Below are 21,214 nucleotides of genomic sequence, written 5' to 3' on the forward strand. Positions count from 1 at the left end.
TCCCTCGGTTCAGAGCGTTGGGGCGACGACCCGCACGCGGCGCTTGACGCCGTCCGGTCCGACGATTTCGCGATAGGTTTCCGGCATGGCGGCGCGGTCCTGGGCGCTGGGTTGCGCCTGCGCCGCAGCATCCGGCGCGACCGCCGCCGGCGCCGGCGTTTTCCCCTTCCGCCCGCGCGAAGCGCCGGGCGGCAGCGGCCGCGACAATTGCTCGGCCTGTTCGGCGGTGACGACCTGATCCTTTGCGTGACGCTCGGCGATGAGCCGCTCGGCTTCCGCGAGCGCTTCGGCCCATGTCTGCCCCGGCGGCTTGCAGCCGCATGTCGGATCATAGGTTTTTTCGAATTTATGCGCGTTCGGATGGTCCGAATACGCCTCGCCGTCGATCGACAAGGCGGAGCTGAGGCCCTTGTATTGCGACGCCGTATAGAGCTTCACCTCGGCGTTGGGACACAGCGCCCGGCACATGGTCGAAAGATCGTAGAGATTGGAGCTGCGCGCCGAATAGCTGATCGGGAAAAAGCCGCCGTCGCATTGGCGGACGCAGATCGCCATCGGCCCCCCGCGCGGCATTCCGTCGCCAGGTTCATACTCTTGATCGAGATCGGGGCCGATCGGCGCTTCGCGCATGCTCTCGTCAGGCCCGACGCCGAACAGTTCCTCAAAGAAATTGCGGGGTCGCGCGAGGCGCGCCTGCGCAGCCTGGGGATTGCGGCACTCCGCCTCATAGCGGGCGGCGAGCGCCTGGCGCTGGCCGCCGTCGTCGGCGACCGCCCGGTCATAGGAAGCGATGGTCCCCGAAAGGCGATTGAGCTGGGCGTTGATCGGCCCGCATTGAGGCGGCGGCGGATCGCCGAAGAACAGGAACTGGCCGCGGTCGCAGCCGAGCGCGCGCGCGCGCGCGGCGACGCGGGCGTATTCGCCGCGCTGCTTGGCGGCCGCGGCCTGGTATTTCCCGGCGCGGCCGCCGGCGCCCGCGCGCGCGATCTGGGCGCGCAACTCTGTGCAATAGGGACTTTCGGCGGCCGCGGGCGACGCCGCGAAGACGCCGAAGGCGACGCCGACGGCGACCGCCAGTTTCGTCGCCCTGGAGGCGACTTTTATCGAAAAGAGGTCTATGATCGCGGCCTCATTGAGGTTTTGGCTTCCTTCACACGCTCGCAAGGAGCCGAAAAACGCTTGCGCGGTCGCTTGCAGCCGATTTCCAACGCGCGTCGGCGGACGACGAATCGCGTCATTCTCGCCAATCCTGGCCGCGGATCAAACGTACGTCGATTAATCGCGCGCATCGTGTCGGCAACAAGGCGCCGATTGAAGAGCTCAATCTCCTTCGTTTCCGTGAATTTTTTGTCGCGCACCGGGCTGAAGCCCTTCCATTGGCGCGCGACTTCGCCCATATCGGCGGCGTCGCCAGGAGGTTGCCGATATGAAGCGTTCCAAATTGCTGGTCCTGATTCCGACGTTTTTCACGCTCTGTTTCGGCGCGGCGACGGCGTTTGCGCAGAACGGGCCGGATCTGATCTTCCGCAAGTCGGTGGATTTCAAGCTCCTCACCCCGAACGACAAGCTCGCCACCTATGCGATCGACGATCCGATCATCGAGGGCGTCGCCTGCTATTACACGGCGCATGAAAAGGGTGGCGTCGCCGGAATGTTCGGCGTCGCGGAGCAGTCGTCGGAGGTCTCGCTCGCCTGCCGCCAGTATGCGCCGATCAAATTCAAGGAGAAATTCACCCAGGGCGACACCACCTTCAGCGAGCGGCGTTCGCTGCTGTTCAAGCGCATGCACATCATTCGCGGCTGCGACGCCAAGCGCAATGTGCTCGTCTACATGGTCTATTCGGACAGGCTCGTCGACGGCTCGCCGGAAAGCTCCACCTCGACCGTCGCCATTCAGCCCTGGGCGGGCCAGAATGAAGTGCCGAAATGCGGAGAGTTTCTGAACCGCTGAGCTATTCGAGGCAGGCGACGACCGCGGCGTCCGGTCCGATCGCGGCGCGCGGCGCGCTCACCTCGATGACGCCGGTCACGTCATCGGCGCGGCCGAAGGCTCTGGCCGCGCGATGGCCATGCGCCGCGCACCAGGAGTCGGCGACGATCTTGCCGCAGTCGGCCTTGCGCGTCAGGCATTCCAGCAGCCCGTAGCCTTCCTGATCGGAGATGACGTAAGCGGCGCCCGCGCCGGCCTCGGCCTGCGCGGCGCCCGCGCAGCCGGCAGAGATCAGCGCGGCTGCGAGCAGCTGCGCAAACACGCGACGCCGTGCCGGCGCCTCAAATTTCAACATGACGGACGAGCCCCTGGACCTGACAGCCCGAACTCAGAATTAGCGCATAGCGGTAAAACCTGCGTTAAGGCCGCGCGCCAAAGCGGCGCACGCTTGACGCGGCGGCGCGCTTTGGCGCATGGTCGCCGCCATGACGCTTCGGCTCACCATTTGTCGCGAGACCATTATCAGCTAGCGATCACGCTGGCCGGTGCCGTCACGTCTTTCCAAACGACATGAAGCGACGCCCCGGCCGGCGGCATTGCGGGGAAGTTCATGTCGACGCCTGCGCTCAAAATATACAATACGCTGACGCGGACGAAGGAGGCGTTCCGTCCGATCGATCCCGCGCATGTGCGCATGTATGTCTGCGGGCCGACGGTCTACGACTATGCGCATATCGGCAACGCCAGGCCGCTCATCGTTTTCGACGTGCTGTTTCGACTGCTGCGGCATCTCTACGGCGCCGAGCATGTCACGTATGTCCGCAACATCACCGACGTCGACGACAAGATCAATGCGCGCGCCGCCGAGCGCGGAATTTCCATTCGCGAACTGACCGAAGAAACGAACAAGGTTTTTCAGGCGGACGTGAAGGCGCTCGGCTGTCTCGAGCCGACGATGCAGCCGCGCGCGACCGAGCATATCGCGCAGATGATCGCGATCATCGAGCGGCTGATCGCATCTGGACATGCTTACGCGGCCGACGGCCATGTGCTCTTCGACGTGCCGTCCATGCCGAATTACGGACGGCTGTCGCGGCGTTCGCTCGACGAAATGATCGCCGGCGCGCGCGTCGACGTTGCGCCCTACAAGCGCGGCGACATGGATTTCGTGCTGTGGAAGCCCTCAAAGGAAAATGAGCCCGGCTGGGACAGCCCGTGGGGCAGGGGGCGTCCGGGCTGGCATATCGAATGTTCGGCGATGTCCTGGGCGCATCTTGGCGAAACCTTCGACATTCACGGCGGCGGCATCGATCTCGTCTTTCCGCATCACGAGAATGAGATCGCGCAAAGCTGCTGCGCCTTCGGCCGCGACGTGATGGCGAATTACTGGATGCATAACGGCTTCCTGCAGGTCGAGGGCGAGAAAATGTCCAAGAGCCTGGGGAATTTCGTGACGATCCACGAGTTGCTGCATACGGAGAAATTCGGGGGGCATCGTTGGAGCGGGCCGGTACTGCGCTTGGCTATGTTGATGACGCACTATCGACATCCCATCGACTGGACCGTTGCCCGACTTAATGAATCGCGCGCGCTATTGTCGAAATGGGGAAAGCTTGTAAGCATTGGCATTAAGACGCACTTTGATCGCGATGATGACTGGTGGTGGAGTGCACCGCCTTCGCCCATTCTACGAGAGAGACTTCTTGACGACCTTGATACTCCTGGGTCTGTCGCAAGTTTGTCCTCCGCGTATGAGAACGCCTATTCGTCGCAAACTCCCGAGGCGTTTCGTCTGCTTGCGAGCAACTTACGGTTCCTTGGAGTCATGGACCAAGAGTCATTAGCCTCTTGGGGAGTTGTTGAGGGTGGGCCGCTCGAGGGACTTCCACTCGGTCACATTGATTCTCTGATTTCCGATCGCAACGCCGCGCGCGCGTCTAAAAACTGGGCCGAGTCCGATCGCATTCGCGATGAACTCGCCGGCATGGGGATCGCCCTCAAGGACAATAAGGACGGCACGACGACCTGGGAGGTGAAGCGGTGAGCGCCGTTTCCCCCGCCCGGCGCGCTGCGCGCGCCGCCCTTCCCGCAAGGAGGAGGCAGGCGAACCGCGCGATTGCGCGCGGCGTTAAATCGTTCATGCGGGTCGTCGTCTCCGAAATTTTGCATATCGCCGATGCAGGCCGATCCCTCCCCTTGACGGGGAGGGTGGTTCGCGAAGCGAACCGGGTGGGGTGACGGACATGGCCAACCCTCGCGCGCGCGAATTGCGCAAGAACATGACGCCCCAGGAAGTCAAACTCTGGTCGCAGTTGCGCAAGCTCCGTCCGCAGGGGCTCCACTTTCGTCGCCAGGTTCCGCTCGAGGGCTATGTGCTCGATTTCGTTTGCTACAAATATCGGTTGATCGTCGAAGCTGACGGCTCCCAGCACGGCGAGACGGAAGGACTTCGCCGCGACGCAAGGCGCGACGCCCTTTTTCAAGCGAGCGGCTTTCGCGTGCTGCGCTTCTGGAACCACGAAATCGACGCCGATCTGACCGGCGTGGTGGAGACCATCATCTCCCGCGCGAAAGAGCGCAGGCGGGAGGCGTCATGAACGGCGCGGGCGTTTCAGTCTCCCCCACCCGGCGCGCTGCGCGCGCCACCCTCCCCGCAAGGGGGAGGGAGGCGAACGGTGCGCGCCGACGTAATGATCGATCGCTTGTTCAGTTCCTGATGTATCAAGCGTTGGGTTTGAGTGCTGCAGATCCCCTGACCGAGGGGCGGTTCGCGAGGCGAACCGGTTGGGGCGAACATAAGGGAATATTCGATGTCCAATGATGACTGGAAGAAATCGCTTCCCTTCAGGCGCCACTGGGCGCTCTATCTCGCGTTCAAGCTGATCGTGCTGGCGCTCGCGGCCTTCATCGCCTGGCATCTGCTGCGCGCATTCGAGGTCTTGTGATGGCGCATCGCGCGCAAACGCCCGGACTGCGTCCCTTTCTCGCTGCGGACGCGACGACGCTCGCGGCGCTCTTTCGCGAGAGCGTCGACGAACTCGCGGCCGACGATTACGACGATGCACAGCGGGAGGCGTGGGCGTCAAAGGCCGATGACGAAGAGGCCTTCGGCGCGCGGCTCGCACGCGAGCTGACGATCGTCGCGCTCGTCGACCGCGAGATCGCCGGCTTCGCGTCGCTGAAGGACAATACGCAGTTTGACATGCTGTATGTGCGCCCCGAGATGGCGCGACGCGGCGTCGGCTCGGCGCTTGCCGACGCCATCGAGAAACTCGCCGCCGCGCGCGGCGCCAGGACGTTGAGCGTCGACGCGTCGGACGCCTCGCGCGACTTTTTCGTTGCGCGCGGCTATGTCGCCAAAACGCGCAACACGATCGAGATCGGCGGCCAGTGGCTCGGCAATACGACGATGGCCAAGGAACTGGCGGCGCCCGCCGGGAGGGCGCATTGATGGCCAGGAAGCCGGCCAAGGAAACGGCAAAGGAGCCGCTGACGCTTTACGACACGACGCTGCGCGACGGCGCGCAGACGACCGGCGTCGACTTCTCGCTGGACGACAAGCGTCAGATCGCCGCCATGCTCGACGAGCTCGGCGTCGATTACATCGAGGGCGGCTATCCCGGCGCCAATCCGCTCGACACGGAATTTTTCGCCGATCGTCCGAAATTACATGCGCGCTTCGCCGCCTTCGGCATGACGCGCCGGCAGGGCCGCTCGGTCGAAAACGATCCGGGCGTCGCCGCGCTCCTCGACAGCGGCGCCGACGTCGTCACCTTCGTCGCCAAGAGCTGGGACTTTCAGGTCCGCGTCGCTTTGCGATCGACGGAAGAGGACAATCTCGAAGGGGTGACGCAATCGGTCAGAGCCGCGGTCGCGCGCGGCAAGGAAGTCGCCGTCGACTGCGAACATTTCTTCGACGGCTTCAAGGCGAACCCGGACTATGCGCTGGCCTGCGCCAAGGCCGCTTACGACGCCGGCGCGCGCTGGATCGTGCTGTGCGACACCAATGGCGGCAGCCTGCCGCATGAAGTCGAGCGGATCGTCGCAGAGGTCGTCAGGCATGTTCCGGGAACGAGCGTCGGCGTGCATTGCCATGACGACACGGGCCAAGCTGTCGCGAACTCGCTCGCGGCGGTGCGCGCGGGCGCCCGGCAGATCCAGGGCACGCTCAACGGGCTTGGCGAACGCTGCGGCAACGCCAATCTCACGACGATCATCCCGACTCTGTTGCTCAAGAGCGAATTCGCCGACCGTTTCGAGATCGGCGTGACGCAAGAGAAGCTGACGCATCTGACGCGCGTGAGCCATGCGCTCGACGAGCTTCTCAATCGCGCGCCCAACCGCCATGCGCCTTACGTCGGCGCCAGCGCCTTCGCGACCAAGGCCGGCATCCACGCGTCGGCCGTGCTGACCGATCCGCGCACCTACGAGCATGTCACGCCGGAGTCGGTCGGCAATATGCGGCGCGTGCTGGTGTCCGATCAGGCGGGGCGCTCCAACATTCTTTCGGAGCTCTCGCGGCTCGGCGTCGCGCTCGACAAGGACGATTCGCGGCTGACGCGGCTGCTCGATGAGGTGAAGGAGAAGGAAGCGCAAGGCTACGCCTATGAGGGCGCCGACGCGTCGTTCTTTCTGCTGGCGAAGCGCGTGCTCGGCGAAGCCCCGCATTTCTTCGACATCGAACGCTACAGCGTCGCGGTCGACCGTCGCTTTTCAAGAAACGGCGGCTTCGAGGATCAGGGCGCAGAAGCGATCGTCAAGATCAACGTGCATGGCGAAAGCCGCATTTCCGCCGCCGAAGGCAATGGTCCCATCAATGCGCTCGATCTTGCGCTGCGCAAGGATCTCGGCGCCTATCAGCGCTTCATCGAGGACGTTCGACTCGTCGATTACCGGGTCCGCGTGTTTCAGGGCGGCACCGACGCCGTGACGCGCGTGCTCGTCGAATGTGCGGACGGCGAGGGCGGGCGATGGTCGACGGTCGGCGTCTCCGCCAATGTCATCGACGCCTCCTTCGAGGCGCTCGTCGATGCGATCAACTACAAGCTGCTGGCCTCCGGCGCGCAGGCCCTGGCCACGACGCGCTGTTAAAGCCGCTCCGTAACTTCGGTCTCGCTGACGTCCGGCGCATGGCGGGCCGCCGCGAAGATCATCGGCAGGATGTCCTCCACGCGTTCGGCGACCAGATAGCGCACGTCCTCGCCATCGCGGATGAATTCCTCGTTGTGCATATGGGCGAACAGCGACAGCAGCGGCCGCCAGAAGCCGGCGATGTCGGCGATGACGAGCGGCTTGGCGTGCCGGCCCAGCTGAATCCAGGTCAGCTGCTCGGTCAGTTCCTCCAGAGTGCCGACGCCGCCGGGCAGCGCGACGAAGGCGTCGGAGCGTTCGAACATCAGGCGTTTGCGCGTGTGCATGTCGTCGACGACGATGAGCTCCGTCGCGCCGAGGAAGGGGATTTCCCTTCGGTCCAGGAATTCGGGAATGACGCCGGTGACGACGCCGCCCGCCGCGAGCGTGGCCTTCGCGATGATCCCCATCAGGCCGATGGCGCCCCCGCCATAGACGAGTCCGATCCCGGCGCCCGCAAGCGCCGCGCCGAACGCGCGCGCCGCCGTCGTGTGGCGCGGATCGGCGCCGATCGAGGAGCCGCAATAGACGCAGACGTTTCTGATTTCTCGCATGGGCACTCTCATGCTGCGCTATCGCCGCGCCGGCGCGCAGGGTGCGCATTCCCTCTAAACGTCATATATGACGCAAAAGCCGCGACTGCGGACCTATTCATTCGGAGTTCCATGCTGAGACCTGATGAAGGCGAATCGAGCGATCCCGACGCGCTCGACCAGGATACGGCTGCGCTTGAGCCCGTTTCCGATCGACAATTGTCTGAATCGTCTCTTTTCAAAACAATACGTCATCTGTGGCCCTATATCTGGCCGCGCGGCCGCCGCGATCTCGAGATCCGCGTCGCCGCAGTCTTTGTGCTGCTCGTGGTCAGCAAGCTGTTCAACGCGGCGACGCCCTACGCCTTCAAATGGGCGACAGACGCGCTCGCGGCGGACGGCGCCGGCGCCGTAGGAGCGATCGGCGCCGCCGCAATCTATTTCACGCTGCTGATGGGCGCCATGCGCATCGTCACGGTCGTGCTGATGCAGTTGCGCGACGGCATTTTCGCGGCGGTGGCGATGCATGCCGTGCGGCGGCTGGCGACGGACCTCTTCGTCCACATGCATGAATTGTCGCTGCGTTTTCATCTCGGCAGGAAGACCGGCGGGCTGACGCGCGTTCTCGAGCGCGGGCGCGCCGGCATCGAGACGCTGTCGCGTCTGATCATGTCGACGGGCGCGCCCACCGTGCTGGAAATGGCGCTGGTGCTCGGCATTTTTGTCTATCAGTTCAACTGGCGCTACGGCCTCGTTCTGCTCGCGACTCTCGGCGCATATTTTTTATATACGACGCTCGCGACAAATTGGCGGATCGCCATTCGACGCAGGATGAACGATAGCGACACGGACGCCAATCAGAAGGCGATCGACAGCCTGCTGAACTATGAGACGGTGAAATATTTCAGCGCGGAACGGCGGGAGGCCGCGCGCTACGACAAATCGATGATCCACTATGAGCAGGCGAGCACCCACTCCTATGTCTCGCTTGCGGTCCTCAATGCGGGCCAGACCGTGATCTTCATCATCGGCCTCACGACGATGATGGTGATGTGCGTCTATGGCATTAAAGCCGGCCGCAACACGGTTGGCGATTTCGTTCTGATCAATCTCATGATGGGCCAGCTGGCGCAGCCCTTGAATTTCATGGGCACTTTCTATCGCGAGGTGCGGCAGGCGATCATCGACATCGAGACGATGTTTTCGATCCTGGCGCAGAGTCCCGAGATTTTGGACAAGCCCGACGCGCAGCCGCTCGTCGTGCGCGAAGGTCGGATCGTCTTCGACAATGTCTCGTTTCACTACGAGCCGGAACGGCCGATCCTCAAGGGCGTGAGCTTCGAAGCCGCGCCCGGGCAAACAGTCGCGATCGTCGGTCCTTCAGGGGCGGGGAAGTCGACGATCTCCCGTCTGATGTATCGCTTTTACGAACCGCAAGGCGGCCGCATCACGATCGACGGGCAGAACATTCAGGACGTGACCCAGGAAAGCCTGCGCGCGGCGATCGGCATGGTGCCGCAGGACACGGTGCTGTTCAACGACTCGATCGGCTACAATATCCGCTATGGACGGTGGGACGCGACCGACGACGAGGTGCGGGACGCGGCGCGACTCGCGCAGATCGACCGCTTCATCGAGAGGGTGCCGGGCGGTTATGACGCGCAGGTCGGCGAGCGCGGCCTGAAGCTTTCGGGCGGCGAGAAGCAGCGGGTGGCGATTGCGCGCACGATTCTCAAGGGTCCACCGATCCTCATCCTCGACGAGGCGACGTCGGCGCTCGACAGTTTCACCGAACATGAAATTCAGGAGGCGCTGAGACGCGTCGCGCGCGGCCGCACGACGCTCGTCATCGCGCATCGGCTGTCGACCATCGTCGACGCCGACGAAATCCTGTTTCTCGATCATGGCGTCATTATCGAGCGCGGCGCGCACAAGGAATTGCTGGCGCTCGGCGGTCATTACGCCGGCATGTGGAACCGGCAGCGCGAGGCGGCGGAGGCGCGCGCCAAATTGATCGAGGCGGAACGCGAGGAATTGGAGGAGGCGGAATAAGTGGGACTTGGCGGCGTTGCTGCTAAGCTTTCGCCATCAGCCCTTCTTCAATCGCCGGAGATTGCGATTGACGCGCTTTGAATAAACGGAGAGGGCGCGATTGGCCGCAAGATGCGGCTGGCCGGCGGCGACGCTCATTGCGGCTTCCATGCTGGCGTCGGCGGCGGCCCTGATCTTTTCTTCGACCATCAGCTTGCTCTCGCGCCTGCCGCGCGCGCCGCCGGTGGCGATTTTGATCAGTCGAAGGCCGATCACCTGATTGGCGGCAAGGCTCATTTTGAGCGCGTCGGAGAAAAGCTTGTTCATTCTCAATCAACTTTGGCGCAACGCCGCCGCCTGTCAAGGGCAAAGGGCGCGGGCGCGGCTGATCAGCCGGGCGGCTACGTCATGGCCGACCGCAAACCGAGTCGCGCGACGAAAGGGTCGAAATCCTTGTCGCTGTGGAGATCGCTGCACGGGAGACGCGCCATCTGTCGCCGCCAGGATCGGCACGGTGTGGGAACTCTCCCCCGCTTTCCCTTCACGCGCGTCTCCCCCATATTGCGGCCATGGCGAAATCCCCCGGAAAGCCCAGAGACCCGGCGCGGCCGACGCGCGCCAAGGCGTCGAAGCCGGACGTCGCGCCGCTCGCGCCGCATCTTGCGCAGCTGCTGAATCCAGCGCTCGCGCCGGGATTCGGCGAAGCGCCGCAGGCCGCCTATGACGCCGACTCGATCCACGGCCTCGATGCGGAGGACATCGAGAAATACGGGCTCGGGGAGGGCGCTGATCCCGGCGGCGCGACTTCAGGAAGCGCCGGTCAAAGTCTTGCCGGTCAAAGCCTTGGCGGCGTGCAGGCGACGGCTGACAGCCTCGCCGAACTGTTGCGGCTCGGCGATCCCAACATCCGCGACCAGAAGCCCTGGACGCCGCATCGGCCCGAGCGGCCGCAGAAATCCGAAGGCGGCGTCAAATTCGAACTCGTCTCCGACTACACGCCGAAAGGCGATCAGCCGGCGGCGATCGACGAACTGGCGAAGGGCGTCGCGGGGCAGGAGCGCGACCAGGTGCTGCTCGGCGTCACCGGGTCGGGAAAAACCTTCACCATGGCGAGCGTGATCGAACGCGTTCAACGCCCGGCGCTGATCCTGGCGCCGAACAAGACGCTGGCGGCGCAGCTCTACGGCGAATTCAAAAGCTTCTTTCCGAAGAACGCCGTCGAATATTTCGTCTCCTACTACGACTATTATCAGCCCGAAGCCTATGTGCCGCGCTCGGACACCTACATCGAGAAAGAATCCTCGGTGAACGAGCAGATCGATCGCATGCGGCACGCCGCGACGCGCGCGCTGCTCGAGCGCGACGACGTCATCATCGTCGCGTCGGTCTCCTGCATCTACGGCATCGGCTCGGTCGAAACCTATACGGCGATGACCTTCTCGGTGACGCTCGGCGAAAAGCTGGAGCAGCGGCAGCTCGTCACCGATCTGGTCGCGCTGCATTACCGCCGCACCGGCGCCGATTTCACACGCGGAACGTTCCGCGTGCGCGGCGACACCGTCGACATTTTTCCGGCCCACTATGAGGACCGCGCCTGGCGCGTCAGCTTCTTCGGCGACGAAGTCGAATCGATCTCCGAATTCGATCCTCTGACCGGCAAGAAGACGGTCGATCTCGAATTCGTGAAGGTCTATGCGAATTCGCATTACGTGACGCCGAGGCCGACGCTGCTGCAGTCGATCAAGGCGATCAAGGAGGAGCTGCGCACGCGGCTCGACGAATTGCACCGTTCCGGTCGTCTGCTCGAGGCGCAGCGGCTCGAGCAGCGCACCCGCTTCGATTTCGAAATGATGGAGGCGACCGGCTCCTGCGCGGGAGTGGAGAATTACTCGCGCTATCTCACGGGGCGTCGGCCGGGCGAGCCGCCGCCGACGCTGTTCGAATATCTGCCGGACAATGCGCTGGTCTTCGCCGACGAGAGTCATGTGTCGATCCCCCAGATCGGCGCCATGTATAAGGGCGACTTCCGCCGCAAGGCGACGCTCGCGGAATATGGCTTCCGTCTGCCGTCCTGCATGGACAACCGTCCGCTGCGCTTCGAGGAATGGGACGCGATGCGGCCGCAGACCGTCGCCGTGTCGGCGACGCCGGGGAACTGGGAGCTCAATCAGACAGGCGGCGTTTTCGTCGAGCAGGTCATTCGCCCGACGGGACTGATCGATCCGCAGGTCGAGGTGCGGCCGGCGCGCGCCCAGGTCGACGATCTTCTCGACGAAGCGCGGGCGACCGCGCAGATCGGCTATCGTTCGCTCGTCACCGTGCTGACCAAGCGCATGGCGGAAGATCTGACCGAATATCTGCATGAGAACGGCGTGCGCGTGCGCTACATGCATTCCGACATCGACACGATCGAGCGGATCGAAATCATCCGCGATCTGCGGCTCGGCGCCTTCGACGTGCTGGTCGGCATCAATCTGCTGCGCGAGGGCCTGGACATTCCCGAATGCGGCCTCGTCGCCATTCTCGACGCCGACAAGGAAGGCTTTCTGCGCTCGGAAACGTCGCTTGTGCAGACCATCGGCCGCGCCGCGCGCAATGTCGACGGCCGCGTCATCCTTTACGCCGATCAGATCACCGGCTCCATGAAACGCGCGATGGACGAGACCGATCGCCGACGCGCCAAGCAGGAAGCCTATAATCGCGAGAACAACATCACCCCCGCGTCGATCAAGCGCGGCATCGCCGACATTCTCGGCTCGGTCGCCGAGCAGGATCATGTGACGGTCGACACCGGCTATGACATCGCGCCCGGCCATAATCTGGCGGCGACGATCGCCGATCTCGAAAAGCGGATGAAGGCCGCCGCCGCCGACCTCGCCTTCGAGGAGGCGGCGCGCATGCGCGACGAGATTCAGCGGCTGCAACGCGCGGAGCTGCTCGGCGAGGCGAACCCGATGCTGCGCATTTCGCTTGCGCGTCAGGCGCGGTCGGGCGCGCCGCGCCGCGACGGCGACATGGTCGGCACGCGCGCGCGAAAGCCGACCGACGCCGACATGGGGCCGCATAATTTCGGCGGGGGCGAAGCGCGGCCCGTGGGGCGCGTGCCGCCGCCGCGTCCCGCCGGGCGCTCGTCGGGCGGCAAGCCGGGCACGCGCACGGTGAAGGGCAAGCCGAAGTGAGCGGCGGCGTCTCTGCTTCCGCTTGGGGAGACTGAACGGCGAAAGGCGCAAAGAGGATATTTGTTTGGGAGGCGGATTTCCGGTAATCTTACCGGAAAGAAGGATCGCAATGCCCAGGCCGCAAAAATCCAGCGTCCAGATCTATCGACAGCGCATGAAGCGAAAGGGTCTCGTGCGTGTCGAGGTGCAGGCGCGCAAGGAGGATGTTGCGCTGATTCGTGGCGTCGCCGCGGCGCTCGCTGACCCTGGCCGCCAGGCGGAAACGCGTGCGCTTCTTCAAGAAGCCGTGGCTCCTCTGGCGCCGGGATCGCTCAAGACGCTTCTTGCTATCGCGCCGCTGGAAGGCGTCGACCTTGAGCGTTCGCGCGACGTTGGCCGGGATGTCGATTTTTGAACTTTCTTATCGACACCAATGTGATTTCCGAAATTCGCAAGGGCGTCCGATGCGATCCGCATGTCGCCGCATGGTTCGCCTCAGTGGAGGATGAGCAGCTCTATCTCAGCGTTCTGACGCTCGGAGAAATCCAACGGGGAGCGGAAAAACTACGGCGGCGGGACGGAAACGCCGCCGCCGTCCTTGATCGCTGGCTGATCGATGTCGAACGCGCTTTTGGCGGACGAATTTTGCCGGTCGACAATGGCGTTGCGGCGGAGTGGGGACGGATGAGCGCCCTTCGCACCGTCCCAGTCGTCGATTGTTTGCTTGCGGCTACGGCCAAAGTGAATGATTTGACGCTTGCGACGCGCAATGTTCGAGATGTCGAAAACCTCGGCGCGAAAATTCTGGACCCCTTCACTGTTGGAAAATGACCCCGGCGCGGCGCATAAACTCTCAGGTTCACAAATCATTCGTTCTCGATTAGGGTCCGCGCCGAGTCCGCTCCCCGGCCGGGGAGCGGGTTTTTCGCTTTTTTCGCGCTATCTAAGCCGCGCGGCCAACATTGCGGCGGAAAGCGCCTTGCAAGGAACCACATGGCCAAGGAAGAACTGCTCGAATTCCCCGGCATCGTCACCGAACTGCTGCCGAGCGCGATGTTTCGCGTCAAGCTCGAAAACGACCATGAAATCATCGCCCACACCGCCGGCAAGATGCGCAAGAACCGCATCCGCGTGCTCGAGGGCGACAAGGTGCTGGTTGAAATGACCCCTTATGATTTGACCAAAGGCCGTATAACATATCGCTTCCGGTGATTTCCTTTCGGCGGAGCGACATTCTTGACAGCCAATCCTCCCATCGCCCGTCCCAAGCTCATTCTCGCCTCCGCGTCGCCCAGGCGTCTGGCGCTGTTGCAGCAAGCCGGGCTCGACGCCGACGCGCTGCTGCCCGCCGACATTGATGAGACGCCCCATCGCGGGGAATCGCCGCGCGCCTACGCCACCCGAATCGCCAGCGAGAAGGCGGCGGCCGCCGCCAAGCTGAGGGCCACGCGGGCCGAGCTGAAGGACTCCTTCCTCATCGCCGCCGATACGGTTGTCGCCGTCGGCCGGCGGATTCTCCCCAAGGCCGAGACGCGCGAAGAGGCGGAGGAGTGCCTGCAGCTGCTCTCGGGCCGCCAGCATCGGGTCTATTCGGCGGTGAGCCTGATCACGCCGCGCGGCGTCGAGCGCAGGCGTCTTGTGGAGGCGCGGCTGCGGTTCAAGCGCCTCGGCTCGACCGAGATCGAAGCCTATCTCGCGACCGGCGAGTGGCGCGGCAAGGCGGGCGCCTACGCCATTCAGGGACGCGCCGGCGTGTTCCTGGTGAAGATCGTCGGGTCCTATTCGGCGGTCGTCGGCCTGCCGCTGTACGAGACCGTCTCGCTGCTGGCGGGGGACGGGTATCCCGTGCTTGCGCCCTGGTTCGCGATGACCTGAGCGTTCACGTCCCGACGTAGCGCCGCGAGAATCGCCCGCCGAGGCGGGTGAGAATCTCATAGCCGATGGTGCCGGCGCGCGACGCGGCTTCCTCGATGCAGATCGACTCCCCCAGCAGCTCGACCCATTCGCCGCGCTGCGCGGCCTCTCGCGGCGCTTGCGAGACGTCGAGCACGACATAATCCATCGACACGCGGCCGATGAAGGGGCAGCGCACGCCGCCGACGAGCGCTTCGCCCGACGGCTTTCCCGTGCAGGCCGTGGCGCCGACCGGCACGCCGTCCGCATAGCCGACGCCGATCGTGGCGACGCGGGTGCGGCCCCGCGCCGACCAGAGACCGTCATAGCCGACGCAGTCGCCGGGCTCGACGTCGCGCGTCGAGACGATGCGCGCCGCAAGCCGGGCGACCGGGCGCACCGGGCATTCGGCGTAGGGCGTGGGGTTGCCGCCATAGAGGGCGTAGCCGGGCCGAATGAGATCGAAATGCGGGCGCTGCGGCAGGAACACGGCCGAGGAATTCGCCATGGAGGCCGGAGTTTCGGCGAATCGGGCGCGGGCGTCGAGAAACGCCTCGATCTGGCGCGCGTTGCCGGGCGTGTCGCGCATCTGCGAACTGACGAAATGGCTCATCACCAGGGTCGGCGTGATATGGCGCGCGCACTCGGCCGCCTGCGCCGCGTCGCCAATCGGAATTCCGAAGCGATTCATGCCCGTGTCGAAATGGATCGCGGCCCTGGGGTTACGGCCGGTCCCGGCCCATTCGGCGATCTCCTCGAGCGAACCAAGGGCCGGGATGAGATCGGCGACGACGAGGCGGGGGGCCGCGCCCGGCACGAGCCCGTCAAACACATAGATCGTGGCCTCGGGCGCAACCGCCCGCGCCGCTTCCCCCTCGACGACATTGGCGACGAAAAAGGTTCGACAGCCGGCGGAGAGGAGGGCGCGCATGACGGGCGCAAGCCCCAGGCCATAGGCGTCGGCCTTGACCACCGCCCCGCATTCGGCGCCCCCGGCCAAGCGCGCCATCATCCGCCAATTGTCCGCGAGGGCGGCGAGATCGACGGTGAGAACGCCGGTTTCCGCCGGGTCCGAAGGCTCGGTCCGGGGCCGCAGGCGCGCAGCGGGTTCGATGATTCCCATCTCACGCCATTTTAGGCCACAAAAGGCGGCGTCTAGATGGCGGCGGCAATTTACGCCTGATCCGGCAGCAGACGTTCGAATTTGGCGCGCACCTCGGGAGGAAACCGGCGCGCGCGGCCGGCCTCGACGCACACGATTCGAACTTTGGCGCTTACGAGCGGCTCGGCCTCCCGCGAAACGCGCTGCTCAAGCGAGAGCGACGCGCCGCCGACCGCGAGAACCTCGGTTTCGACGGTCAGCAGGTCGTCCATTGTCGCGGGTCTGCGAAAGTCGACGTCCATCGCCCGGACGACAAAAAAGATCGGCGCCCCGGCGGCGCCTTCCAGCAGCGCGCGCTGATCGAGCCCGAGCGAGCGCAGCATTTCGGTGCGCGCCCGCTCCATGAAGCGCAAATATGAGGCGTGATAAACGAGTCCGGAAAAATCGGTGTCCTCGTAATAAACGCGAATCGTAAGGGACTGACACGGCGTCATCGTCGTCATTTTGCGTCGGCTGGCGGTTTGGTTGGAGTTTCACCGGGCGAGGCGGCGTCCGGCTTGACCGCCGCCGTTCTTGATACTCAGCGCAACAGGCGCATGTATTGGGCTACTATAGGGCTACGCTCTCAGGCGGCCGAAGAGCGCCCCGCGCGCCTTCACGCGCCTCGCAAACCATAACTGAGGAGCTCGCACATGTCTCTCCACATCGGCGACACCGCGCCGGATTTCGAAGCCACCACCACGCAGGGACGCATCAAATTCCATGATTGGATCGGCGATTCCTGGTGCATCCTGTTCTCGCATCCCAAGGATTTCACGCCGGTCTGCACGACCGAGCTCGGCTACATGGCGAAACTCGAGCCGGAATTTAAGCGCCGCAACGTCAAGATTATCGGGCTGAGCGTCGACCCGGTCGACAATCATGCGAAATGGGCCGTCGACATCGCCGAGACGCAGGGCGCCAAGCCGGACTATCCGATGATCGGCGATCCCGAGTTGCACGTCTCCAAGCTCTACGGCATGTTGCCCGCGAGCGCCGGGGGCGACGCCAGCGTGAGAACGCCGGCCGACAACCAGACGGTGCGCAACGTCTTCGTCATCGGGCCCGACAAGAAGATCAAGCTCATCATCGTCTATCCGATGACGACCGGCCGCAACTTCGACGAAGTGCTTCGCGTCATCGACTCGCTGCAGCTGACCGCCAAACATAAGGTGGCGACGCCGGTCAACTGGCGGCCGGGCGACGACGTCATCATCGCCGGATCGGTCTCCGACGAAGAAGCGAAGAAAATCTATCCGGAAGGCTGGAACGCGCCGCGGCCCTATCTTCGGATTGTTCCGCAACCGAAATGAATCGGGGCGCGGCGCAGGACGCGCGCGATGATCTTCAGACAGCTGTTCGACAGCGTTTCCAGCACATACAGCTACCTCCTCGCCGGCAATCCCGGCGGGGAGGCGCTGATCATCGATCCGGTGCTCGATAAGGTCGACCGTTACCTGCAGCTGATGCGCGAACTCGACGTCCGGCTGGTCAAGGCCGTGGACACGCACACCCACGCCGATCACATCACCGGATCCGGCGCGCTCCGTGATCGCACCCATTGCGTCACGGTCATGGGCGAACGCAGCGGCGCCGATGTGGTGTCGATGCGCGTGCGCGAAGGCGACCGCATCCGCATTCCCGGCGTCGAACTCGAAGTCCTGTATACGCCCGGGCACACGGATGATTCATATAGCTTCATGATGGCCGACAGGGTGTTCACCGGCGATACGCTGTTGATCCGCGGCACCGGCCGCACCGATTTTCAGAATGGCGACTCCCGGGCGCAATATGATTCGATCTTCGGAAAACTGTTGACGCTCCCGGATTCGTTGCTTGTTTATCCGGCGCATGACTACAAGGGCGATACGGTCAGCACGATCGGCGAGGAGCGGGCGTTCAATCCGCGATTGCAGGTGACGTCGGTCGACGAATATGTCGCGCTGATGGACAGTCTGCATCTGCCCAATCCCGCAATGATGGATGTGGCGGTGCCCGCGAACCGGCACATCGGTCTGCATCAGGAGGATGTTGCGCTGCGCGGCTGGGCGCTCACGCCGCAGGAGGCGGTGCGACTCCTCGGTCAGCCGTCGACCGCGCTCGTCGATCTGCGCGAACCGCGCGAACGCGACGTCCATGGCGTCATTCCCGGTTCGCTTCATTTGCCCTACGACGAACTCGAAGAGCATATTCGCGACGGCGGCCTGCTGCACGAACTGGCGGTCGCCACCGGCAAGCGCATCCTGTTTTACTGCGCCTTCGGCGAGCGTTCGGCGATGGCGGTCGAAGCGGCGCAGGAAGCCGGGCTGAGCTCCGCCCGCCATATTCAGGGCGGACTCGACGCCTGGACAAAGGCCGGCGGCCCGCTCGCGCGTTGATCCGGGGCGCGATCGCCTTACGGGCGGGGCAGTTGGAAAGCTCAGCTTGCGACGCCATATACGCCTTATGGAGGCGCCGATGGACGCTAAATTCTTAAGCCGCGCGCTGAAGCTCTTTGAACATGCGGGCGAGATCGTCGCCGTTCTGCTTTTCGGCGCAATGATCTATTTCGTGCTGACAGCCTGATCGCCGGTCAGGTTTCGCCTTCTCCGAACAAGCCGAACTGCGCGGCGGGGCGCGCCGGCTCGGCGAGACCGAGGTGACGGAAGGCTTATTAACAATATTTGCGCATGGGAATGGCATGTTCGCGGAAAGCGACGATCACCGATTAGTAACAGGTGATAATGTTTCGGGATCCACGTTCCAATGACACAGCGGCCCGTCACCAGAAAGTTGGAACAGAGAGTTCCCATTGATAAGAAGAGGGACAAGGGTCCAAGAATTATTGACACAAGTGCTTAGAAGATACGTTTCGTCCGGCACGTCCGTTCGAGCCGCAGTGATCGACAAATATGTCTCAGCAACGATTATCTCATTTGTGAGGAGTATGTCGGCGTCCTCCAGCAGAAAAACGGTTCGCGCGCTCTTATTCTTCTTCCACCAAGCCAGCTTGGGGAACTTCTCTTTGCAAGCTCTATTCATTCGCTGTTTACGCGAAGCATCTAAATCGCCCTGAAAAATGTGGACAGATTGCATGCGGCCACCAACTTCGGGTGGGCATTCAAACCGAAAGAGCCGAACTTCGAAAGGCACATCGGGGATCAATCCCGAGGACTGCACAAGCGGTTGACGGTAGTCACCGTAACGTCGCTTTGCCAGCGCTGGAGCTTCACGCGTGATCCAAGACTGTAACGCCCTCTGAATCGTTGGGATATTTTTTTGCTTTCGCAGGCCTTGGAACGCTAACGCCGGGACTTGAAGCTCCCAAACTTCATTGGCGGGCACAATTGTGGCGATCGCGTCCTCGACCGCCTTGAAATGCTTAGGCGCTTCGTTCTTGAGCTTCTCCAAGCGTTCAAATGGCTCGATGCGGGTATGTTCTATCGCAAATAATCGGCTTCCAATTTCGCAGACGAGCTCTACCGGTGCAGGGTGGTCGGCTACTACTTCAGGCTGAAACAAATTGAATCGTAGCGCGCCTTCTCGGCTCTCCAAGTGACGCAAAATCGCATCACATGCTTTGCCTTCGTTGTATTTCATCGTTTCCCATTACTTCTCGTCTTCATCAAACAATCCGAACTGTCCCGCTGGCCGCGCCGGCTCGGCGAGGCCGAGGTGACGGAAGGCGTGAGCAGTTAGAAGACGCCCGCGCGGCGTGCGCTGCAAAAAGCCCTGCTGCAGAAGAAACGGCTCGATGATGTCTTCGATCGCGTCGCGCGGCTCCGACAGGGCCGCGGCGATCGTCTCGATGCCGACAGGCCCGCCGCCGAAATTGACGGCGACCAGATTGAGATAGCGCCGGTCCATCACGTCGAGTCCGATCGTATCGACTTCGAGCAGCGACAGGGCGCGATCGGCGAGCTTGCGCGTGATCGATTGCGCGTCTTCGACGATGGCGAAGTCGCGCACGCGCCGCAGAAGGCGGCCGGCGATGCGCGGCGTGCCGCGCGAGCGGCGCGCGATCTCTTTGGCGCCTGCATCCTCCATGCCGACGCCGAGCACGCGCGCGCCGCGCTTGACGATCAGCTCCAGTTCCTCCGGCGTGTAGAAATTCAGCCGAATGGGAATGCCGAAACGGTCCCGTAGCGGCGTGGTCAGAAGGCCCGCGCGGGTCGTCGCGCCGACGAGGGTGAATTTCGCAAGATCGATCTTCACCGAACGCGCCGCCGGCCCCTCGCCGATGATGAGGTCGAGCTGGAAGTCCTCCATCGCGGGATAGAGGATTTCCTCCACCGCCGGATTCAGGCGATGAATCTCGTCGATGAACAGCACGTCGCGCGGCTCGAGATTGGTGAGCTGCGCCGCGAGGTCGCCGGCCTTGGCGATGACCGGGCCGGAGGTCGAGCGGAAGTTGACGCCAAGCTCGCGCGCGACGATCTGCGCCAGCGTCGTCTTGCCCAGCCCCGGCGGGCCGACCAGCAGCACGTGATCGAGCGCGTCGCCGCGCGCCTTGGCGGCCTCGATAAAGACCTTGAGATTGGCGCGCGCCGCCTCCTGGCCGGTAAAGTCTGAGAGCGACAGCGGGCGCAGCGACGCGTCGGCGTCGTCGTCGCGCTGCTCGGGGCTCAAAAGGCGCGCGGACGTGGTCAAACGGGCGGCTCCATGCGCTGGCGCGGGCGCTGTGCTAGAATGCGGCAAACGGAGCCGCGCCGTGAATCGCCCGTCCTCGCAATATGAGTATATGTCCCTCGACGATTTCGAGGAACTTCTCCCCGACAAGCCCGCCGACGAGAAATGGGAGCTGATCGGCGGCCGAGTCGTGCGCATGATGGTCGGCGCGCGCTGGGAGCATAATTACATCATCCAGAATCTGGCGAACGGCATTCGCGAGCGTCTGCGCGCCAATGGCTCGCCCTGCCGCACTCTGATCGAATCTTTTCGGCTGCGCAGCCGTCCAACCGAATCATCGATGCTGCCGGACGTGATTGTCCATTGCAGCCAGCTTGAGCCGGGGGCCGCGTATCTGACCGATCCAACTGTGCTCATCGAAGTCATGTCGGATGGGAGCAAGGCGCGCGATCGATTCGAAAAATGGGCCGTTTACCAGCAATTGCCGAGCCTGAAACATTATGTGCTCGTTGAGCGAGACCGCACCCATATCGAAACCTTCGACCGCATCGCGGACGAGTGGGCAGGGGTGCGGATATTCGACGGACTCGCTACGACATTGGAATTGCCGGCAATCGGAGTTGCCGTCCCGCTCGCCGAAATCTACCGCGACGTGATCGCTGCCTAGAGTATCCGTTATGCGCAAGGAGCGTCTTCGGCCCAGGGACGGTTTTTTCGTAGGAGGGCGTTGGCAAGGACGACGAGCTTGCGCATTACGGCGGTGATGGCGACTTTGGCGGGCTTTCCGGCT

General features: G+C 63.6%; 23 protein-coding genes and 1 pseudogene. 15 read left to right on the forward strand and 9 right to left on the reverse strand.

The genetic code is table 11. From position 1 onward, the window contains the following. Positions 1-9 precede the first annotated feature (9 nt). Positions 10-1,164, reverse strand: coding sequence for a DUF2865 domain-containing protein (locus AB7F41_RS11845; protein ID WP_428380309.1), 1,155 nt, complete (start codon positions 1,162-1,164; stop codon positions 10-12). A gap of 262 nt (positions 1,165-1,426) precedes the next feature. On the opposite strand from AB7F41_RS11845, the gene AB7F41_RS11850 reads away from it, so the two are divergent. Continuing rightward, positions 1,427-1,951, forward strand: a complete 525-nt coding sequence (locus tag AB7F41_RS11850) for a CreA family protein (protein ID WP_428380307.1) — start codon at positions 1,427-1,429, stop codon at positions 1,949-1,951. A 1-nt stretch (position 1,952) separates the two neighbouring features. Here the strand turns inward: AB7F41_RS11850 and AB7F41_RS11855 are convergent, their stop codons facing one another. Then, the gene (locus AB7F41_RS11855) at positions 1,953-2,285 is read right to left on the reverse strand and encodes a hypothetical protein (RefSeq protein ID WP_428380306.1); all 333 of its coding nucleotides are present in this window, start codon (positions 2,283-2,285) and stop codon (positions 1,953-1,955) included. Between the two features lie 255 nt (positions 2,286-2,540). Here AB7F41_RS11855 and cysS point away from each other — a divergent pair, with 255 nt between their 5' ends. The 5 genes from cysS to cimA all read left to right on the forward strand — a co-directional run bounded on the left by cysS (position 2,541) and on the right by cimA (position 7,021). Further along, entirely contained in the window at positions 2,541-3,974 is a 1,434-nt protein-coding gene (gene cysS / locus AB7F41_RS11860) for a cysteine--tRNA ligase (protein WP_428380304.1), read from the forward strand. A gap of 199 nt (positions 3,975-4,173) precedes the next feature. Next, entirely contained in the window at positions 4,174-4,527 is a 354-nt protein-coding gene (locus AB7F41_RS11865; RefSeq protein ID WP_428380302.1) for an endonuclease domain-containing protein, read from the forward strand. A gap of 213 nt (positions 4,528-4,740) precedes the next feature. Next, entirely contained in the window at positions 4,741-4,875 is a 135-nt protein-coding gene (locus AB7F41_RS11870; protein ID WP_428380300.1) for a hypothetical protein, read from the forward strand. After that, a complete protein-coding gene (locus tag AB7F41_RS11875) occupies positions 4,875-5,381 on the forward strand; it encodes a GNAT family N-acetyltransferase (RefSeq protein ID WP_428380298.1) in 507 nt (168 codons plus the stop codon). Before AB7F41_RS11870 ends, AB7F41_RS11875 begins: the two co-directional genes overlap by 1 nt. Further along, positions 5,381-7,021, forward strand: coding sequence for a citramalate synthase (gene cimA / locus AB7F41_RS11880; protein WP_428380296.1), 1,641 nt, complete (start codon positions 5,381-5,383; stop codon positions 7,019-7,021). Before AB7F41_RS11875 ends, cimA begins: the two co-directional genes overlap by 1 nt. Here the strand turns inward: cimA and AB7F41_RS11885 are convergent. Further along, positions 7,018-7,614 carry a TIGR00730 family Rossman fold protein gene (locus tag AB7F41_RS11885; RefSeq protein WP_428380294.1) on the reverse strand — a complete coding sequence of 199 codons (597 nt, stop codon included), beginning with the start codon at positions 7,612-7,614 and terminating at the stop codon, positions 7,018-7,020. The two genes, cimA and AB7F41_RS11885, sit on opposite strands and share 4 nt — an antisense overlap. A gap of 111 nt (positions 7,615-7,725) precedes the next feature. Here AB7F41_RS11885 and AB7F41_RS11890 point away from each other — a divergent pair, with 111 nt between their 5' ends. Continuing rightward, positions 7,726-9,645, forward strand: coding sequence for an ABCB family ABC transporter ATP-binding protein/permease (locus AB7F41_RS11890; RefSeq protein ID WP_428380292.1), 1,920 nt, complete (start codon positions 7,726-7,728; stop codon positions 9,643-9,645). A 36-nt stretch (positions 9,646-9,681) separates the two neighbouring features. Here AB7F41_RS11890 and AB7F41_RS11895 read toward each other — a convergent pair whose 3' ends face one another. After that, complete coding sequence (locus AB7F41_RS11895; protein ID WP_428380290.1) at positions 9,682-9,951, reverse strand: hypothetical protein; 270 nt, start codon at positions 9,949-9,951, stop codon at positions 9,682-9,684. A 242-nt stretch (positions 9,952-10,193) separates the two neighbouring features. Here AB7F41_RS11895 and uvrB point away from each other — a divergent pair, with 242 nt between their 5' ends. From uvrB to AB7F41_RS11920, 5 genes are all read left to right on the forward strand, one after another. After that, the gene (gene uvrB, locus AB7F41_RS11900; protein ID WP_428380289.1) at positions 10,194-12,803 is read left to right on the forward strand and encodes an excinuclease ABC subunit UvrB; all 2,610 of its coding nucleotides are present in this window, start codon (positions 10,194-10,196) and stop codon (positions 12,801-12,803) included. 64 nt (positions 12,804-12,867) lie between these two features. Then, a complete protein-coding gene (locus tag AB7F41_RS11905; protein ID WP_428406590.1) occupies positions 12,868-13,197 on the forward strand; it encodes a hypothetical protein in 330 nt (109 codons plus the stop codon). Then, positions 13,194-13,613 carry a type II toxin-antitoxin system VapC family toxin gene (locus AB7F41_RS11910; protein ID WP_428380285.1) on the forward strand — a complete coding sequence of 140 codons (420 nt, stop codon included), beginning with the start codon at positions 13,194-13,196 and terminating at the stop codon, positions 13,611-13,613. The genes AB7F41_RS11905 and AB7F41_RS11910 overlap by 4 nt, the downstream gene beginning before the upstream one ends. A gap of 162 nt (positions 13,614-13,775) precedes the next feature. Continuing rightward, positions 13,776-13,994, forward strand: coding sequence for a translation initiation factor IF-1 (gene infA, locus AB7F41_RS11915; RefSeq protein WP_016920926.1), 219 nt, complete (start codon positions 13,776-13,778; stop codon positions 13,992-13,994). Positions 13,995-14,018: 24 nt separating this feature from the next. Continuing rightward, positions 14,019-14,657: a Maf family nucleotide pyrophosphatase gene (locus tag AB7F41_RS11920; RefSeq protein ID WP_428380282.1), complete on the forward strand. Its 639-nt coding sequence runs from the start codon at positions 14,019-14,021 to the stop codon at positions 14,655-14,657. A 4-nt stretch (positions 14,658-14,661) separates the two neighbouring features. On the opposite strand, the gene alr is transcribed toward AB7F41_RS11920, so the two are convergent. Beyond that, entirely contained in the window at positions 14,662-15,798 is a 1,137-nt protein-coding gene (gene alr / locus AB7F41_RS11925; RefSeq protein ID WP_428380280.1) for an alanine racemase, read from the reverse strand. Positions 15,799-15,848: 50 nt separating this feature from the next. After that, positions 15,849-16,280, reverse strand: coding sequence for a tol-pal system-associated acyl-CoA thioesterase (gene ybgC / locus AB7F41_RS11930; RefSeq protein ID WP_428380278.1), 432 nt, complete (start codon positions 16,278-16,280; stop codon positions 15,849-15,851). Between the two features lie 189 nt (positions 16,281-16,469). Between ybgC and AB7F41_RS11935 the strand changes: the two genes are divergently transcribed. Both AB7F41_RS11935 and AB7F41_RS11940 read left to right on the forward strand, forming a co-directional pair. Beyond that, positions 16,470-17,129: a peroxiredoxin gene (locus AB7F41_RS11935; protein ID WP_428380277.1), complete on the forward strand. Its 660-nt coding sequence runs from the start codon at positions 16,470-16,472 to the stop codon at positions 17,127-17,129. 27 nt (positions 17,130-17,156) lie between these two features. Further along, complete coding sequence (locus tag AB7F41_RS11940) at positions 17,157-18,194, forward strand: MBL fold metallo-hydrolase (RefSeq protein ID WP_428380275.1); 1,038 nt, start codon at positions 17,157-17,159, stop codon at positions 18,192-18,194. A gap of 322 nt (positions 18,195-18,516) precedes the next feature. On the opposite strand, the gene AB7F41_RS11945 is transcribed toward AB7F41_RS11940, so the two are convergent. Next, positions 18,517-19,395 carry a hypothetical protein gene (locus tag AB7F41_RS11945; protein WP_428380273.1) on the reverse strand — a complete coding sequence of 293 codons (879 nt, stop codon included), beginning with the start codon at positions 19,393-19,395 and terminating at the stop codon, positions 18,517-18,519. Between the two features lie 9 nt (positions 19,396-19,404). After that, positions 19,405-20,445: a Holliday junction branch migration DNA helicase RuvB gene (ruvB, locus tag AB7F41_RS11950; protein WP_428380271.1), complete on the reverse strand. Its 1,041-nt coding sequence runs from the start codon at positions 20,443-20,445 to the stop codon at positions 19,405-19,407. A 61-nt stretch (positions 20,446-20,506) separates the two neighbouring features. Between ruvB and AB7F41_RS11955 the strand changes: the two genes are divergently transcribed. Continuing rightward, positions 20,507-21,091 carry a Uma2 family endonuclease gene (locus AB7F41_RS11955; RefSeq protein ID WP_428380269.1) on the forward strand — a complete coding sequence of 195 codons (585 nt, stop codon included), beginning with the start codon at positions 20,507-20,509 and terminating at the stop codon, positions 21,089-21,091. A gap of 8 nt (positions 21,092-21,099) precedes the next feature. Here AB7F41_RS11955 and AB7F41_RS11960 read toward each other — a convergent pair. Beyond that, positions 21,100-21,214 (reverse strand): annotated as a pseudogene (locus AB7F41_RS11960) (IS110 family transposase); the annotation flags it as partial.

Source organism: Methylocystis sp. (genome assembly GCF_050251305.1).
Taxonomy (GTDB): domain Bacteria; phylum Pseudomonadota; class Alphaproteobacteria; order Rhizobiales; family Beijerinckiaceae; genus Methylocystis.

Coding starts and splice junctions, on each gene's coding strand:
- AB7F41_RS11850 (WP_428380307.1), top strand. CDS start 1,427: ATGAAGCGTTCCAAATTGCTGGTCCTGATTCCGACGTTTTTCACGCTC.
- AB7F41_RS11855 (WP_428380306.1), bottom strand. CDS start 2,285: ATGTTGAAATTTGAGGCGCCGGCACGGCGTCGCGTGTTTGCGCAGCTG.
- cysS (WP_428380304.1), top strand. CDS start 2,541: ATGTCGACGCCTGCGCTCAAAATATACAATACGCTGACGCGGACGAAG.
- AB7F41_RS11865 (WP_428380302.1), top strand. CDS start 4,174: ATGGCCAACCCTCGCGCGCGCGAATTGCGCAAGAACATGACGCCCCAG.
- AB7F41_RS11870 (WP_428380300.1), top strand. CDS start 4,741: ATGTCCAATGATGACTGGAAGAAATCGCTTCCCTTCAGGCGCCACTGG.
- AB7F41_RS11875 (WP_428380298.1), top strand. CDS start 4,875: ATGGCGCATCGCGCGCAAACGCCCGGACTGCGTCCCTTTCTCGCTGCG.
- cimA (WP_428380296.1), top strand. CDS start 5,381: ATGGCCAGGAAGCCGGCCAAGGAAACGGCAAAGGAGCCGCTGACGCTT.
- AB7F41_RS11885 (WP_428380294.1), bottom strand. CDS start 7,614: ATGCGAGAAATCAGAAACGTCTGCGTCTATTGCGGCTCCTCGATCGGC.
- AB7F41_RS11890 (WP_428380292.1), top strand. CDS start 7,726: ATGCTGAGACCTGATGAAGGCGAATCGAGCGATCCCGACGCGCTCGAC.
- AB7F41_RS11895 (WP_428380290.1), bottom strand. CDS start 9,951: ATGAACAAGCTTTTCTCCGACGCGCTCAAAATGAGCCTTGCCGCCAAT.
- uvrB (WP_428380289.1), top strand. CDS start 10,194: ATGGCGAAATCCCCCGGAAAGCCCAGAGACCCGGCGCGGCCGACGCGC.
- infA (WP_016920926.1), top strand. CDS start 13,776: ATGGCCAAGGAAGAACTGCTCGAATTCCCCGGCATCGTCACCGAACTG.
- alr (WP_428380280.1), bottom strand. CDS start 15,798: ATGGGAATCATCGAACCCGCTGCGCGCCTGCGGCCCCGGACCGAGCCT.
- ybgC (WP_428380278.1), bottom strand. CDS start 16,280: ATGACGACGATGACGCCGTGTCAGTCCCTTACGATTCGCGTTTATTAC.
- AB7F41_RS11935 (WP_428380277.1), top strand. CDS start 16,470: ATGTCTCTCCACATCGGCGACACCGCGCCGGATTTCGAAGCCACCACC.
- AB7F41_RS11940 (WP_428380275.1), top strand. CDS start 17,157: ATGATCTTCAGACAGCTGTTCGACAGCGTTTCCAGCACATACAGCTAC.
- AB7F41_RS11945 (WP_428380273.1), bottom strand. CDS start 19,395: ATGAAATACAACGAAGGCAAAGCATGTGATGCGATTTTGCGTCACTTG.